Genomic DNA, 13,981 nt, shown 5'->3' on the forward strand with positions numbered 1-13,981 from the left:
GAAAGTCCGTCTGACCCGACCCCCTCCGGGAGCGACAGATGCGTCCACGCACCGTGTTGGTGTTCGCCCTCGGGCTGGTGCTCCTCGTCACCGGCTGCGGCGGCCCGGGTAAGACCCCGGAGAAGGCTGCCGCCCAGCCGTCGGTCTCGGCCGCCCCGACGCCGTCCGCCAGCCCGAAACCGAAGCCGACCCACACCGCCCCACCACCGAAGCCGAAGCTGCGTCCGCTGCCCAAGAAGCTCCCGGCCGGGCTGCACCGGCGCAGCGGGAGCCCGGGGGTGGCGCTCACCTTCGACGACGGGCCGGATCCGCGCTACACCCCGCAGATCCTGGCCCAGCTCCGGGCCGCACACGTCACCGCGACGTTCTGCCTGGTCGGTAAGCAGGCCAAGCGCCATCCGGAACTGGTGGCGCAGATCGTCCGCGAGGGCCACCAGCTCTGCAACCACAGCTGGCGGCACGACGTGGACCTCGGCCGGCGCCCGCTCGCCGAGATCCGGGCCGACCTGGAACGGACGAACCGGGCCATCCACGCCGCCGCGCCGAACGCGCCGATCACCTGGTTCCGCCAGCCCGGCGGCCGGTGGACCGCCGAGGAACTCACCGTCGCCAAGCAACTGGGGCTGCGTCCGCTGCACTGGAGCGTGGACCCGCAGGACTGGGACCACCCGCCCGCCAAGAAGATCATCAAGCGGGTGGAGTCGGCCAGCCACCACGGGTCGGTCATCCTGATGCACGACGCAGGCGGCGACCGGACCCAGACGATGGCCGCCTGCCGCCGCCTGATCCCGGACCTGAAGCGACGGTACGGCATCATCCGGCTGCGCTGACCTGCGGTTTCACGCCGCGATGTGCTTGCTGCCATACCGGTTTGGCCGTCCGAGGAGGCATGGCATATGCTTCTCATGCCTCCGGCGGGGCCGGATGGGAGCAAGTCCGCTTGAAGTTGCGAGTGTGCAATGATGGCGGGGCCGCCCTCATCGTCTAGCGGCCCAGGACGTCGCCCTTTCAAGGCGGTAGCACGGGTTCGAATCCCGTTGGGGGCACGATCCGGCTCACGCCGGTTGCAACACCAGCCAGGTCCTGTGGAGCAGTTGGAGTGCTCGCCGCCCTGTCAAGGCGGAGGTCGCGGGTTCAAGTCCCGTCAGGACCGCAAGCGCTGACGCCGCGCACACACCATGCGCGGCGTTCTGCGTATCGGCCCGTGCGGTAGCATGTGCCGAACACCACGGCCAGGTAGCTCAGTTGGTACGAGCGTCCGACTGAAAATCGGAAGGTCGGCGGTTCGACCCCGCCCCTGGCCACATAGCCTTTCGCCGGGCTACAGAGATCCCCACCAGCCAACCGCCGGTGGGGATCTTGCTGTATCGGCCTCAGGAGCAGCAGGCGCCTTCCGCCGCCTTCTCCCGCTGCGGCGAGTCGGCCTTCACCGTGTAGACCTCCCACGGCTCGTCGCCCGGCCCGCGCACCCAGACCTTGTCCTGGAGCGCGTAGCAGCACTCGGTGTCGTTCTCCTCCAGCGTGATCAGGCCGGCGTCGGTGAGGCGCCCGGTGGCGGCGGTGACCTCGTCGGTGCTGGCCACCTCGACCCCGAGGTGGTCCATCACCGTGGGCCGGCCGGCCTCCCCTTCGAGGAGTACGAGCTTCAGCGGCGGGTTCTCCACCGCGAAGTTGGCGTAGCCGGGGCGGCGCTTGGCCGGTTCGACGCCGAACAGCTTGGCGTAGAAGGCCACGGAGCCTTCGAGGTCGGACACGCGCAGGGCGAGTTGGACGCGGGACATGTCGTCTCCTTGTCTAGATGCTTTTCGAAGCAGGACCCACGTTGCACCCTGTTTTGAAATCTGTCAACCTAGAGCGATGTCGAAACAAACGCTGCCGGTGGTGGACCTCCGCGCGGTGGCCTGCTGCCCACCGATCGCCGCCCGCCCGCTGGACGCGGACCAGGCCGTCGCGGTGGCGCCGATGTTCAAGGCCCTCGGCGACCCGGTCCGGCTGCGGATGATGTCGATGATCGCCTCGGTGCCGGAGATCTGCGTCTGCGACCTGACCCCGGCGTTCGACCTGTCCGGCCCGACCGTCTCCCACCACCTCAAGGTGCTGCGGGAGGCCGGCCTGGTCGACTCGGAGCGGCGCGGCACCTGGGTCTGGTACCGGGTCCGGCCCGAGGCGTTCCGCCGGCTCGGCGACCTGCTGACGATCGGCGACTCGTGACCCTCGCCCTGCCCCGGCGGGCCACCGCCGAGTTCACCGGCACCGCACTGCTCGTCGCCGCCGTGATCGGTTCCGGCGTCGCCGCCACCACGCTCTCCCCGACCGACGTCGGCCTCCAACTCCTGGAGAACGCGATCGCCACCGCGCTCGCGCTGGGCGCGCTGATCCTGATCTTCGGCCCGGTGTCCGGCGCCCACTTCAACCCGGTCGTCTCCGCCGTCGACTGGTGGCTCGGCCGCCGCGCCGGCACCGGGCTCGGCACGCGTGCGCTGGCCGCGTACGTCGTAGCCCAGATCACCGGCGCGGTCGCCGGCGCGGTCCTCGCCCACCTGATGTTCGACCTGCCGGCCGTCACCTGGTCACGCACCGGGCGCGGTGGCGGCCACCTGTGGTTGGCCGAGGTGGTCGCCACCGCCGGCCTGGTCGTCCTGGTCTTCGCCCTGGCCCGCTCCGGCCGCACCTCCGCCGCCCCGGCCGCCGTCGGCGCCTGGATCGGGGCCGCCTACTGGTTCACCTCGTCGACCTCGTTCGCCAACCCCGCCGTCACCGTCGGCCGGGCGTTCACCGACACGTTCGCCGGCATCGCCCCGACCTCGGTGCCCGGTTTCGTCGCCGCCCAACTCGTCGGCGGCCTGGTCGCCGTCGCCGCCCTCGCCGCCTGGTACCCGCGCGCCGCCGACACGGCCGACGACGTGGTCGTGCCGCACCTCACCCGGGAGACCGAAGCTCGATGAGCAAGCCCAGCGTCCTGTTCGTCTGCGTCCACAACGCCGGCCGCTCCCAGATGGCCGCCGCGTGGCTCCGCCACCTCGCCGGCGACCGAGTCGAGGTCCGCTCGGCCGGCAGCGAACCCGCCGAGAAGATCAACCCGGTCGCGGTGGCGGCCATGCGGGAGGTCGGCATCGACCTCACCGGCCAGGTGCCCGCGCGGCTCACCTGGGACGCGGCCGAGGCCAGCGACGTCATCGTCACCATGGGTTGCGGCGACGCCTGCCCGGTCTTCCCCGGAAAACGGTACGAGGACTGGCAGCTCACCGACCCCGCCGGCCAGCCCCTCGACGTGGTCCGACAGGTGCGCGACGAGATCCGACAGCACGTAGCAACCCTCCTCCCCACCCTGACCCCTACCCCCGCCCCTGACCCGCCCCCGCCCCCTCACTGGCGTCGATCATGAAGTTGGCGGCAGTTGAGAAGATCCACAAGGCAGTCAACTTCATGATCAACCGGGAGGGGCTGAGATCTTGGTGCGGGAGCGCCCTTCGGGGGGCCGTTTCCTTCCAAGATTTCGGCGGCGCGTCCGGTGCGCGGTGGTCACCGTCCCGGACGTTGTTGACGGTGCTGGCTCATGCCGCTCTGGATCGCCTCCCAGACGCTCCGGCCGGCCTGCCGCAGGGTCTGCCCGGCCTGCCCGGCCAACTGCGCCGCCCCGGAGGACTCCACGGTCCCGCCGGACCTGGCGTCGCCTCCCGAGCCCTCACCACCGCCAGAACCAGCGTCACGGTCCGAGGCGGAGTTACCTGACGCGGGGCCACCACCCACCCCGGGGCCGGCGCCCGAACCGACACCGCCACCGGAGCTGGGGCTGGGGCTGCTGCCCGAACCGGCACCACCGCCTACTCCCGAGCCGGCGCCACCCGCTGCCCCGGGGCCGTCTCCAGGACCGACACCACCGCCCGACCCGGGGCCAGCGCCTCCCGCCGCCCGAGGGCCATCGCCCGGACCAACATCGCCGCCCGAACCGGCAGCGTCGCCAGAGCCGGAGCTGGGGCCGGAGCGACCGTAAGAACCGGGGTCATCGCCCGGCCGGGGGCTGCGAACGGCCTCGGTCGACGGCTCCGCACCGGACGACCCGCGCGGGCCCGTCCCGGTGGGTGCGGGATGCTCGACCCGGCCGACCACCGTCGGTACGGCCCGGTCGACCGCCTCACCGACCTCGACCGCCTGACGTCCGGTCCGGTCCACCACCGGCTCGGTGACCTGACCCGCGACCTGACCGGCCACCCGGTGCACGTCGTCCACCGTCACCCCGACCGACCGGGCCAGCGCGTCGATCAGCTCGGGATTGCGGTCGATGGTGGTCAGGGCCCGGTCCAGGATCTGCACCAGCTTCTCCAGCCGTACCTTCAGCAGCGCCTCGGCCCGTACCCCGGTGATGTCCAGCTCGACGCCCTCCAGGTGCACCCGGACGCCGGCGTCGAGCTGGAGCAGGTTGGCCAGCCGGGCGCGCAGCGACAGGTCGGCGTCGAGCCCGTCGACCGCCAGCCGGATCTCGTCGACCGACAGCTCCGGCACGTCGAGCAGGACATCCGGCTCCCGTTCGGCCGCGCCCCGCGCGGTGACCCGATCGTCGCTGGCCTCACTGTCACCCATGCTTCCGCTCCCCCGTCGACCGGTCCGGATCAGCGGCGGTTACCCGCTTTCCGGTACCGCATCCGCCGGTTCCGGGCGTCCACCGGTGGTGGCTGGTGGGACTGTCGGGATCCGGGGTTCCCGATGTCCGGAAGCGGGCGAAACGAAAGCTGCACAGCGAGACATCAGCCGGTATGGTCCGGGCTTATGGGACAGGAGATGGCCGATCAGGATGAGGTCCGGCAGGAGTCCGACCGTTTCTCCCTCCGCAGCAGCCTCCTCGTCCCGGCGTCCGGCGAGCGGGCGTACACGGTCTTCACCGGTGCGCTGGCCGACTGGTGGGTCCGCGAATACACCTGGTCCGGCCCGGAGGCGCTGGCCGGCCTCGGCATCGAGCCGCGCGCCGGCGGCATGCTCTACGAGATCGGCCCGTACGGCTTCCGCAACGACTGGGGCCGCGTGCTGATCTGGGATCCGCCCCGGCGTCTCGTCTTCACCTGGCAGATCGGTCCGGACCGGGTGCCGGTGCCGGATCCGGCGCGGGCCAGCGAGGTGGAGGTGCTCTTCCACCCCGAAGGTCCGGGGACGACCCGGGTGGAGGTCGAGCACCGCTACTTCGACCGGCACGGCACGGCCGCCGAGGGCTACCGCGAGGCGCTCACCGCCGGCTGGCACGAACTGCTCTGCCGCTACCTGGCGACGGTCACCCGCACCGCCGACTGACCGCGCCGCCCGAGCCGGACCGCGCCGGGTCAGTCGGCGATGCCCCGGCTCGCGCTCGTACCGGTCAGTCCGGTGTCGCCCAGGTCGGCACGGCGCCCGGCGGCGGCGCCCGAGCCGAAGCCGCCACCGGCGAGCCGGCGGCGCGGGGCGGTACGCAGTCGCGGGTACACCTCGGCGAGCCGGCGCTGGACGCGGTCGGAGCGGTCGGCCAGCACCAGCGCCACCGAGGGCACGCCGGCCTCGGCGACCGCGCCGGCCTCGGCCGCGCGCAGCCGCTCGGCGACCACCTGGGCGAAGCCGGCCAGCCAGGTACGCCGGAACGCGGCCGGATGCGCCCCCACCGGTACGGCGGCCCCGGCCAGCCCGTGCGCGGCCTGCACCAGCAGCGAGGTGAACAGCAGCTCGACGCGTTCCAGGTCGCTGGCGAAGCCGAACAGGTGCATCGTGAGGCCGCTGCCCTCCCGGCGGCGTACGCAGCGGCAGCGCAGTGGGTCGGCGACGGCGGCGAGCAGGCCGGCCTTGTCCCGGGCGTACGGGGCGATCACCTCGACCACCCGGTCGCCCACCGGGTCGGCGGCCGGTTCGCGGGCGGCGAGCAGCGCCCGGTCGACGCCGTAGCGGGCGATCAGCTCGGTGGCCTTGGCCATGAAGGTGGCCGACTCGGCGGGTGTGCAGGCCGGGTCCTCGGCCTGGGCGAGCAGCTTGCGCACCTTGCTGAGCATCGCCTCGGACATCCGTCAGGGGTATCACAACGCCGTGGGCGCGGGTGTCAGCCCTCCCGGCTGCGCAGGGTGGCGATGGTCGAGCCGGCGAGCGTGAGCAGGCAGTCGGGCAGCAACCCGTCGGCGGCCGCGGCGCCGAACAGCGCCTCGCCGGTGTCGGCGTCGTCGTTGGCGTACGCGCTGACGAAGCGGGCCACCCACCGGGTGTCGTAGTCGGCCTGGTCGATGCCGGGGAAGTCGAGCGCGGCGGCGCCCGCCGGCGCGTCGTCGCCGAGCATGGTGGCGGCCAGGCACCAGGCCACCCCGTACGCCCCGGCCAGACCCGACCGGTCCACGACCGCGTCGAAGGCACCGACGACACCGGCGCCGTCGCCGGCCAGCGCCGACCGGAGCACGGCGGTCGCGTCGTCGAGCGTCTGCTCTGCGTCGTCGGTCACCTGCGGAACAGTAGCGGCGAAGGTCAAGCGGTGACCCGGAACCGGGCCGACGATCACCCAGCGTGATACCGGCAGTCGGCGTCCCGACGGAGCGAGGTCCACAGTCCCGCGTGCCGCGCGGGCACGCTAATGTGCGCAGCGGACCTTCGCCGGAGGAAGGACGACCATGCTTGGAAATCGCACGTCGCGCGCGGCCCTGTCCACGGCCTGCGCGGCGCTCCTGCTCGCCACCAGCGCCTGCGGGAGCGACGAGCCGAAGGACGCGGGCACCACCCAGGTCCGCCTCTACGGCACCGACGGCAATATGCAGAACTCCTTCGCCGCGGAGCTCAAGGACCGGGCGACTCTCGTCAACGGCATGAAGGGCACCACCCCGCTCACGCCGCTGCCGGAGAGCTTCAAGGAACGGCTACGCAACGTAGATCCGAAGTTGAACGACTTCCTCTACGCCGCCGAGTCGTACGACGCGGTGGTGATCAGCTCACTGGCCGCGCAGCTCGCCGGGACGACCGCGCCGCGCGCGATCGCCGAGCAGATCGTCGGGGTGACCACCGGCGGCCAGCGCTGCGACGAGGTGGCGGTCTGCCTTCAGCTCGCCCGCGCCGGCCAGGACCTGGAGTACCGGGGCGTGTCGCTGACCCGGGCCGGGTTCACCGACACCGGCGAGCCGGCCACCGCGAGCTACGGCACGTTGCACTTCGACAACCAGCAGCTCGACGACGGGAAGACCGAGTTCGTCGGCGCCGGCGACGAGTCGGGTGCGAGCAGCAAGACGCCGCCGCGTGGCCGCAAGCCGCGGGGGAAGGTCAAGGACGCGCCGCTGGTCCTCGGCGGCCTGCTGCCGAAGACCGGTGACCTGGCGTTGGCGTACCCGCCGATGGCCGCCGCGGTGACGCTCGCGGTCAACGAGATCAACGCCGCCGGCGGGGTCCTCGGCGAGCCGGTGAAGTGGATCGAGGGCGACGACGGCACCAACCCGGCCGTGGCGAAGGCGACGGTGGCCTCGCACGTCGGCCAGGGTGTCCCGGTCATCATCGGGGCCGGCGCGTCGGGCATCTCGCGGGCCGTGCTGCCGGACGTGGTCGCCGCCGGGCGGATCCTCTTCTCCCCGTCGAACACCGACGCCGGGCTGAGCACCGTGGACGACAAGGGGCTCTACTTCCGTACCGCGCCACCGGACAGCCTCCAGGGCCGCGCGCTGGCCGACGTGATGCTGCGGGACGGTCCGCGCAAGATCGTGATCCTGGCCCGCAAGGACTCGTACGGCGAGGGCCTGCAGGAGAACGTCCGGGCCGAGCTGGAGAAGGCCGGGGTCGGCGCGGACCGGCTCAAGCTGCTGACCTACACCCCGCCGGCCGACCCGAAGACGCCCGTGGACTTCGGCGGCATCGCCCAGGAGATCAAGGGCTTCGGCCCGGAGGCGGTGCTGGTGATCGGCTTCGGTGAGTCGGCGCGGGCGATCACCGCGCTGGCCGACGCCGGAGTGCAGATCAGGGACTGAGCCGCCAGGCATCGAGGGCCGCACCGGGGGATCCGGTGCGGCCCTCGCCGTCGTGGCTCAGCGCGACCGGCGCCGTTCGAGGAACTCGGTCATCCGCCGGTGCTTCTCCTCGTCCTCGAAGAGCACGGCCTGGCTCAGCAGGTCGAGCTGCGGGTGCGCGGCCGGCGGCGCGTCCACCGCCAGCTTGGTCAGCCGCAGCGCCAGCGACGAGCCCTTGGCCATCTCGTCCAGCAGGCCGTGTGCGGTGGGCAGCAACTCGGCCGGCTCGGCGACCACCCGGTTCACCAGGCCGATCCGCAGCGCCTCGTCCGCGTCGACCCGGCGGCCGGTGAAGAGCAGTTCCTTGGCCCGGGCCTCGCCGATCAACGCCGGCAGCCGGTAGGTCGCACCGGCGCCGGCCAGGATACCCAACCGCACCTCGGGCTGGCCGAAGACCGCCCGGTCCGTGCACACCCGGAGGTCGCAGGCGTACGCCAGCTCGGCGCCGCCGCCCAGCGCCGGGCCGTCGACCGCCGCCACGGTGGGCAGCGGCAGCGCCCGGATCCGGGCGAAGACGCCCTGGTTGATGGCGGCCAGCGCGTCCAGCCGGCCACGTTCGCGCAACTGGGCGATGTCGGCGCCGCCGGCGAAGATGCCCGCCGCGCCGCCGGTGAGCAGCATCAGCCGGGGCCGTGCCTCCAGTTCGGCGCAGACGGCGTGCAGTTCGCCGACCAGGTCGGCGTCGATCGCGTTGCGCTTCTCCGGCCGGTCCAGGATGACCACGAGCCGGTCCGGCAGCTCCTCGATCCGCAGCCCGCTCACTTCTTCGTGCCGCCTTCCCAGGTGTAGAAACCCTGCCCGGACTTCTTGCCCAGCCTCCCGGCGGCCACCATCTCCTCCAGCAGCGGCGGTGGCGCGAACCGGTCCCCGTACGCGGCCTGGAGGGTGCGCGCGATGTCGAGCCGGACGTCCAGTCCGACCAGGTCGGTCAGCTCGAGCGGGCCGACCGGGTGCCGGTAGCCGAGCACCATCGCCTTGTCGATGTCGGCCGGGGCGGCCACCCCGTCGGCCACCATCCGGATCGCCTCCAGGCCGAGCGTGACGCCGAGGCGGGAGGTGGCGAAGCCGGGCATGTCGCGTACCACGACGGGGTCCTTGCCCAGCCGGGTGGCGAGCGCGACGGCCGCCTCGGTGGTGGCCGGCGCGGTGGCCGGGCCGACCACGACCTCGAGCAGCGCCATCGCCCAGACCGGGTTGAAGAAGTGCAGCCCGAGGAAGTCCGCCGGACGGGCCAGCCCGTCGGCCAGCTCGGAGATCGGGATGCTCGACGTGTTGCTGCCGAGCAGCGCCGGGCGGCGGCCCTCGGCCTCCCGGAGCACGGCCCGCTTGAGGTCGAGCCGCTCGGGCACCGCCTCCACGATCACGTCCGGCCCCTCGGCCACCTCGGCCAGGCCGGTCCGCAGCGTCACCCGGACCCGGTTGGCGGTGGCCGCCTCCGCGGTCAGCTTGCCCCGCCCCACCGCGCGGTCCCACAGCTCGCCGAGGCGCCGCACGGCGTCGGCCCCCCGCTCCGGGTCGACCTCGACCAGCTCGACCGCGTACCCGGCGCCGGCCGCCACGTACGCGATGCCGAGGCCCATGGTGCCGGCCCCGACGACCACAAAACGACCACTCATCGCTGTCCCCTCGTCGCGGCGGTGGCGCGCGGGGTCTCCGCCGCGCCGGGCCGGCCGCTCGCTCGATCCTGGATGCGACCCTATGCAGGGCGGGGCCGCCGGGCATGCGTGGGGGCCGGCCGGACGGGGTAAAGACCGCCGTCAACGCCGAAGGAAGGAACGAGATGAGCCAGGCACCGGAGAGCGCGCAGGGCACCGAGACGGTCGAGACGCGCGGTGACGAGCGGGTGGACCTGCTTCGGGCGGACACCAACAACGACGGCAAGACCGACGTGTGGGTGGTGGACACCGACGGCGACGGCAAGGCCGACCTGTTCCAGTTCGACACCGACGGCGACGGCAAGGTGGACATCACCATGGTCGACATCGACGAGGACGGCACGCCGGACGAGGTGGTCGACGGCGACGGCGGTCTGCCCCCGGCGGAGACGACGCCCACCGTCCAGGTCTGAACCGAAGGAGGGGGCCCTTCTTATCGCCTACGCGATAGGAGGGGCCCCTTCCTAACGCCTCAGCTCGAGCGTGGCGAGGTAATACGGGTGGTCGGTGGTGTCCACGTCGGCCAGTCGCCACGGCGAGCCGTGGACCAGCTCGGCGAACTCGTCGGGCGAGCACACCAGGTAGTCGAACCACTCGGTGCCGAGCAGCCGGTAACGCAGCCGCAGCCGCAGTTGCCCGCCCAGCCGGCCCCGCCGCCGGTTCGCCTCGTGGTAGGCGGTGTGCACCGGGTCGGTGGTGCCGTACGGGTCGGTGCCGTGCGCGATCACCCGCGCGCCGGGCCGGGCCAGCGCGGCGAGCGCGGCCAGCAGCTCCGGGGCGCGCTCCCGCCCCTCGAACAGGCCCAGGTTGTTGCCGAGCAGCAGGAACGTGTCGTAGCGCCGGCCGTCGGCGACGTGCTCGTCGACGGTGGCGTGCACCAGCTCGCGTACGCCCCGGTGGCGGCTGACCCGCAGCGCGCCGAGTGAGGTGTCCAGGCCGGTCACCGGCACGCCGCGTTCCTGCAGGCGCAACGCGATCCGGCCGGCGCCGACGCCGACGTCCAGCACGTGCCCGTGGACCCGGTCCACCGCCCGGTGGTCGTGCGGCTGCCACCGCTCGGGCGGGTCCAGGTAGTGATCGGCGGGCGCGCCGTTGACCAGCCCGTCGTCCCGCTCGATGATCTCGATGACCGGGCGGGGCAGTCGCCCGCCGGCCATCGGCCGGGGCCCGATGCCGGTGGCCACCGCGTACGCGTCGCGGATCATCTCGCCGAACACGTCGCCGATCGTGGGCTCGCTGGTCATGGGAGCACGCTATCCGGGCTCGCGGGCGCGGTCGCGGCCGTATCCTGGGCGGCGTGACCGACCTGGATCGCCTCGCGGCGGAGAAGTACGTCCTGCTCACCACGTTCCGCAAGGACGGTCGGGCGGTGCCGACGCCGGTGTGGGCGGTGCGCGACGGTGACGCGCTGGCGGTGTGGACGGTGTCCGACTCCGGCAAGGTGAAGCGGATCCGGCGCGACGGCCGGGTCACGGTGGCGCCGTGCGACGTGCGCGGCCGGCCGCACGGGGCGGCGGTGCCCGGTCACGCCACGATCGACGACCCGGAGAACTCCCGCCGGGTGCGGGAGCTGCTGAAGCGGAAGTATCGGCTGATCGGCCGGCTCAGCCTGCTGGGCAGCCGGCTGCGCCGGGGGGAGAGCGGCACGGTGGGGCTGCGGATCGTGCTGGACGGCACGACCTCCGGACACGATTGAGGGCGGTGGCCCGTCGGCCGACCGCCCTTCATCGAAAGCTGGAAAAACTCCGGCTCGTCAGTCCCCCTGACGCTGCTGGGGGATCTGCCCCTGCAGCAGGGCCCGAACTTCAGACTCGCGGTAGCGGCGGTGGCCGCCCAGGGTCCGGATGGCGCTGAGCTTGCCAGCCTTGGCCCACCGGGTCACCGTCTTCGGGTCGACTCGGAACATCGACGCCACCTCGGCCGGTGTGAGTAGCGGCTCTGGTTCGTGCGTTCGCGATGCCATCGGGGTCACTCCTCCACATGTATAGACATCGGCCGGGGTCCCGCCGGCCGACGCGTCTCCCATGGTCCGGCTAGTCCCCGATGTCCGACATGGGCCGAACGGCTGAAGGTCCCTAGACGGACGGATGAACCATGCCCGATTTTTACGACTTTTATGCCGCAGAAACTACCTTATTCGGACTCATGATCACGGTTCGTGATGCGTCAACTACGAGACAGTCTCGCATCCCTTACCCCGAACAGGGACGAACCGGGCGTCAGTTGCAGCGCTCCAGAAGCTGCACCGCGCGCCAGCGGGCGACCAGCTTGTCGTACGCCGCCGAAGCCTCCTCGGCCTCGCCCCGCGCCAACCCGGCCAGCCCGGTCGCGACCAGCTCGGTCGAGTCGTCCTCGACCAGCGTCTCGTCCGGCAGCAGCCGCACCAGCCCGCCGTAGTCCAGCTCCACCACCGACCGGGGATGGAACTCCTCCAGCCAGCGGGCGGCCTCCTCGACCGCCTCGGTGATCGGCGCCTCGCCGACCGACTTGCGCAGCACCGACAGCGCCCGCGACGAGCGGCGACGCGCCTTGGAGATCTCGGTGCGGTAGCGCAGCGCCCGCCGCTCCGGGTCGGTGACCAGGTGGCGCTCCCCGGCCTCGAAGAGCACGAACCAGCGCAGCGGCACCCCCCAGGTGGCGACCTGCTCGTGCACCCGCGGCACCCCGTGCTCCAGCACCCGCGCCCCGCTGCGCCAGTCCTCCACCACGGCCTTCGCCTGCCCGGCCAGGACCGGCGGCACGAACGCGTCGGCCAGCACCGAGGGCACACCGTCGCGGGCGCTCAGCGCCGCCTCGGCGACCCGGATCCGCAGGTTCCAGGGGCAGACCAGCAGCGTGTCGTCGGCCTCCAGGACGTACGCCTCGTCGGGCAGGTCGGGCAGCCGGGTCCAGCCCGCGCCCAACGCCTCGATCACCGAGGTCCGTTGCCGGCCCGGCCCCTCCAGCGGGGCTATCGCCCGACCCTCGCTGACGTACCGGCGCCAGTACGACTGCCGGTCCCGGTCGAAGGCGGTCAGCGGCTCGTACACGCGCAGGTATGAAGCGAAGAGCGACGGCACGGCGCGATCCTCCCACGAGACGGGACCGCCCGTCGCCGCCGTCACACCGGCGGCGTGACGTGGGCGACAGTACGGTTCCGGCCGATATTAGGCTCAACGACACCGGCAGCATCCCGCCGGCGTGCCACCGAAGGTTCCGCGCCCCACAAGGGCGCACACCGACACAGGAGTCAGCCATGGGCGTATTCGCCAGCACCGACGACCCGGGAGCCACGGGTCATGAACAGGTCGTGTTCTGCCAGGACAAGCAGTCCGGCCTGAAGGCGATCATCGGGATCTACTCCACCGCGCTGGGCCCCGCCCTCGGCGGCACCCGGTTCTACCCGTACGCCAGCGAGGCCGACGCCCTCGCCGACGTGCTCGACCTCTCCCGTGGCATGGCCTACAAGAACGCCCTGGCCAACCTGGACCTCGGTGGCGGCAAGGCGGTCATCTGGGGTGACCCGGACCAGCTCAAGAGCGAAGCCCTGCTGCGCGCGTACGGCCGCTTCGTGGAGTCGCTCAACGGCCGCTACTACACCGCCTGCGACGTCGGCACCTACGTCGCCGACATGGACGTGATCGCCCGCGAGACCCGCTACGTGACCGGTCGCAGCGTGGAGCACGGCGGCGCCGGCGACTCCTCGATCCTCACCGCCTGGGGCGTGTTCCAGGGCATGCGGGCCGCCGCCGAGCACGTGTGGGGCAGCCCCACGCTCGCCGGCCGGCGGGTCGGCGTGGCCGGCCTGGGCAAGGTCGGCAAGTACCTGACCACGCACCTGATCTCCGACGGCGCCGAGGTGGTGGCGACCGACGTCAACCCGCGCGCCCAGGAGTGGGTGCGCGCCACCCACCCGCAGGTCACCCTCGTCCACGACACCGCGGCGCTGGTCGCGTCCGACATCGACGTGTACGCCCCGTGCGCGCTGGGCGGCGCGCTGAACGACGACACCGTGCCGGTGCTGCGGGCCAAGGTGGTCACCGGGGCGGCGAACAACCAGCTCGCCCACGCCGGCATCGAGAAGGTCCTCGCCGACCGGGGCATCCTCTACACCCCGGACTACGTGGTGAACGCCGGTGGCGTGATCCAGGTGGCCGACGAGATCGAGGGCTTCAACTTCGAGCGGGCCAAGCTGCGCGCCACCCGGATCTTCGACACCACCCGGGAGATCCTGCGCCTCGCCGACGACGAGGGCGTCCCGCCGGCGGTCGCGGCGGACCGGCTCGCCGAGCGCCGGATGGCCGACGTCGGCCGGCTGCGCGCCATCCACCTGCGCTGACGGCTCCCGGGGGCGGGCCACCGGCT

Annotated in this window: 18 protein-coding genes and 3 tRNA genes; 12 read left to right on the forward strand and 9 right to left on the reverse strand. The window is 72.6% G+C overall.

Annotated elements, in window-relative coordinates:
- Nucleotides 1-38 precede the first annotated feature (38 nt).
- The 4 genes from H1D33_RS23010 (at nt 39) to H1D33_RS23025 (ending at nt 1,304) form a co-directional block, all read left to right on the forward strand.
- Nucleotides 39-830: a polysaccharide deacetylase family protein gene (locus tag H1D33_RS23010; RefSeq protein WP_181571175.1), complete on the forward strand. Its 792-nt coding sequence runs from the start codon at nt 39-41 to the stop codon at nt 828-830.
- A 143-nt stretch (nt 831-973) separates the two neighbouring features.
- Nucleotides 974-1,046, forward strand: a tRNA-Glu gene (locus tag H1D33_RS23015).
- A 33-nt stretch (nt 1,047-1,079) separates the two neighbouring features.
- Nucleotides 1,080-1,153: transfer RNA gene (locus H1D33_RS23020), tRNA-Asp, on the forward strand.
- 77 nt (nt 1,154-1,230) lie between these two features.
- Nucleotides 1,231-1,304 (forward strand) — tRNA-Phe (locus H1D33_RS23025).
- 69 nt (nt 1,305-1,373) lie between these two features.
- Here the strand turns inward: H1D33_RS23025 and H1D33_RS23030 are convergent.
- Nucleotides 1,374-1,781 (reverse strand): ArsI/CadI family heavy metal resistance metalloenzyme, encoded by a 408-nt coding sequence (locus H1D33_RS23030; protein WP_181571174.1) that lies wholly within the window; start codon nt 1,779-1,781, stop codon nt 1,374-1,376.
- 76 nt (nt 1,782-1,857) lie between these two features.
- Here H1D33_RS23030 and H1D33_RS23035 point away from each other — a divergent pair, with 76 nt between their 5' ends.
- From H1D33_RS23035 to H1D33_RS23045, 3 genes are read left to right on the forward strand one after another with little or no spacing between them, the layout of a single operon-like run.
- Nucleotides 1,858-2,211, forward strand: coding sequence for an ArsR/SmtB family transcription factor (locus H1D33_RS23035; protein WP_181571173.1), 354 nt, complete (start codon nt 1,858-1,860; stop codon nt 2,209-2,211).
- Entirely contained in the window at nt 2,208-2,945 is a 738-nt protein-coding gene (locus tag H1D33_RS23040; RefSeq protein WP_181571172.1) for an aquaporin, read from the forward strand. The genes H1D33_RS23035 and H1D33_RS23040 overlap by 4 nt, the downstream gene beginning before the upstream one ends.
- Nucleotides 2,942-3,385: an arsenate reductase ArsC gene (locus tag H1D33_RS23045; RefSeq protein ID WP_307755239.1), complete on the forward strand. Its 444-nt coding sequence runs from the start codon at nt 2,942-2,944 to the stop codon at nt 3,383-3,385. Before H1D33_RS23040 ends, H1D33_RS23045 begins: the two co-directional genes overlap by 4 nt.
- A 137-nt stretch (nt 3,386-3,522) precedes the next feature.
- Here the strand turns inward: H1D33_RS23045 and H1D33_RS23050 are convergent, their stop codons facing one another.
- Nucleotides 3,523-4,581, reverse strand: coding sequence for a hypothetical protein (locus H1D33_RS23050; RefSeq protein WP_181571170.1), 1,059 nt, complete (start codon nt 4,579-4,581; stop codon nt 3,523-3,525).
- A 186-nt stretch (nt 4,582-4,767) separates the two neighbouring features.
- Between H1D33_RS23050 and H1D33_RS23055 the strand changes: the two genes are divergently transcribed.
- Nucleotides 4,768-5,283 (forward strand): SRPBCC family protein, encoded by a 516-nt coding sequence (locus tag H1D33_RS23055; RefSeq protein ID WP_181571169.1) that lies wholly within the window; start codon nt 4,768-4,770, stop codon nt 5,281-5,283.
- Between the two features lie 29 nt (nt 5,284-5,312).
- Here H1D33_RS23055 and H1D33_RS23060 read toward each other — a convergent pair whose 3' ends face one another.
- Together H1D33_RS23060 and H1D33_RS23065 are read right to left on the reverse strand one after the other, a co-directional pair.
- A complete protein-coding gene (locus tag H1D33_RS23060) occupies nt 5,313-6,017 on the reverse strand; it encodes a DUF2786 domain-containing protein (RefSeq protein ID WP_181571168.1) in 705 nt (234 codons plus the stop codon).
- Between the two features lie 35 nt (nt 6,018-6,052).
- On the reverse strand, nt 6,053-6,442 hold the full coding sequence (locus H1D33_RS23065) for a hypothetical protein (protein WP_091062238.1): 390 nt from the start codon (nt 6,440-6,442) through the stop codon (nt 6,053-6,055).
- 166 nt (nt 6,443-6,608) lie between these two features.
- On the opposite strand from H1D33_RS23065, the gene H1D33_RS23070 reads away from it, so the two are divergent.
- A complete protein-coding gene (locus tag H1D33_RS23070; RefSeq protein ID WP_181571167.1) occupies nt 6,609-7,943 on the forward strand; it encodes an ABC transporter substrate-binding protein in 1,335 nt (444 codons plus the stop codon).
- Nucleotides 7,944-8,000: 57 nt separating this feature from the next.
- Here H1D33_RS23070 and H1D33_RS23075 read toward each other — a convergent pair whose 3' ends face one another.
- Nucleotides 8,001-8,744, reverse strand: a complete 744-nt coding sequence (locus H1D33_RS23075; protein ID WP_181571166.1) for an enoyl-CoA hydratase/isomerase family protein — start codon at nt 8,742-8,744, stop codon at nt 8,001-8,003.
- Nucleotides 8,741-9,598 (reverse strand): 3-hydroxyacyl-CoA dehydrogenase family protein, encoded by an 858-nt coding sequence (locus H1D33_RS23080; protein ID WP_181571165.1) that lies wholly within the window; start codon nt 9,596-9,598, stop codon nt 8,741-8,743. The genes H1D33_RS23075 and H1D33_RS23080 overlap by 4 nt, the downstream gene beginning before the upstream one ends.
- A 164-nt stretch (nt 9,599-9,762) precedes the next feature.
- Here H1D33_RS23080 and H1D33_RS23085 point away from each other — a divergent pair, with 164 nt between their 5' ends.
- Nucleotides 9,763-10,050, forward strand: a complete 288-nt coding sequence (locus H1D33_RS23085) for a hypothetical protein (protein WP_181571164.1) — start codon at nt 9,763-9,765, stop codon at nt 10,048-10,050.
- A gap of 51 nt (nt 10,051-10,101) precedes the next feature.
- Here the strand turns inward: H1D33_RS23085 and H1D33_RS23090 are convergent, their stop codons facing one another.
- Nucleotides 10,102-10,881 carry a class I SAM-dependent methyltransferase gene (locus H1D33_RS23090; protein ID WP_181571163.1) on the reverse strand — a complete coding sequence of 260 codons (780 nt, stop codon included), beginning with the start codon at nt 10,879-10,881 and terminating at the stop codon, nt 10,102-10,104.
- Between the two features lie 53 nt (nt 10,882-10,934).
- Between H1D33_RS23090 and H1D33_RS23095 the strand changes: the two genes are divergently transcribed.
- The gene (locus tag H1D33_RS23095; protein WP_181571162.1) at nt 10,935-11,333 is read left to right on the forward strand and encodes a PPOX class F420-dependent oxidoreductase; all 399 of its coding nucleotides are present in this window, start codon (nt 10,935-10,937) and stop codon (nt 11,331-11,333) included.
- A gap of 57 nt (nt 11,334-11,390) precedes the next feature.
- Here H1D33_RS23095 and H1D33_RS23100 read toward each other — a convergent pair whose 3' ends face one another.
- Entirely contained in the window at nt 11,391-11,600 is a 210-nt protein-coding gene (locus H1D33_RS23100; RefSeq protein ID WP_007073996.1) for a BldC family transcriptional regulator, read from the reverse strand.
- Between the two features lie 256 nt (nt 11,601-11,856).
- Nucleotides 11,857-12,696: a DUF8083 family protein gene (locus H1D33_RS23105; protein ID WP_181571161.1), complete on the reverse strand. Its 840-nt coding sequence runs from the start codon at nt 12,694-12,696 to the stop codon at nt 11,857-11,859.
- A gap of 176 nt (nt 12,697-12,872) precedes the next feature.
- Here H1D33_RS23105 and H1D33_RS23110 point away from each other — a divergent pair, with 176 nt between their 5' ends.
- Nucleotides 12,873-13,955, forward strand: coding sequence for a Glu/Leu/Phe/Val family dehydrogenase (locus H1D33_RS23110; protein ID WP_181571160.1), 1,083 nt, complete (start codon nt 12,873-12,875; stop codon nt 13,953-13,955).
- Nucleotides 13,956-13,981 lie beyond the last annotated feature (26 nt).

It is taken from the genome of Micromonospora ferruginea (genome assembly GCF_013694245.2).
Taxonomy (GTDB): Bacteria; Actinomycetota; Actinomycetes; order Mycobacteriales; family Micromonosporaceae; genus Micromonospora; species Micromonospora robiginosa.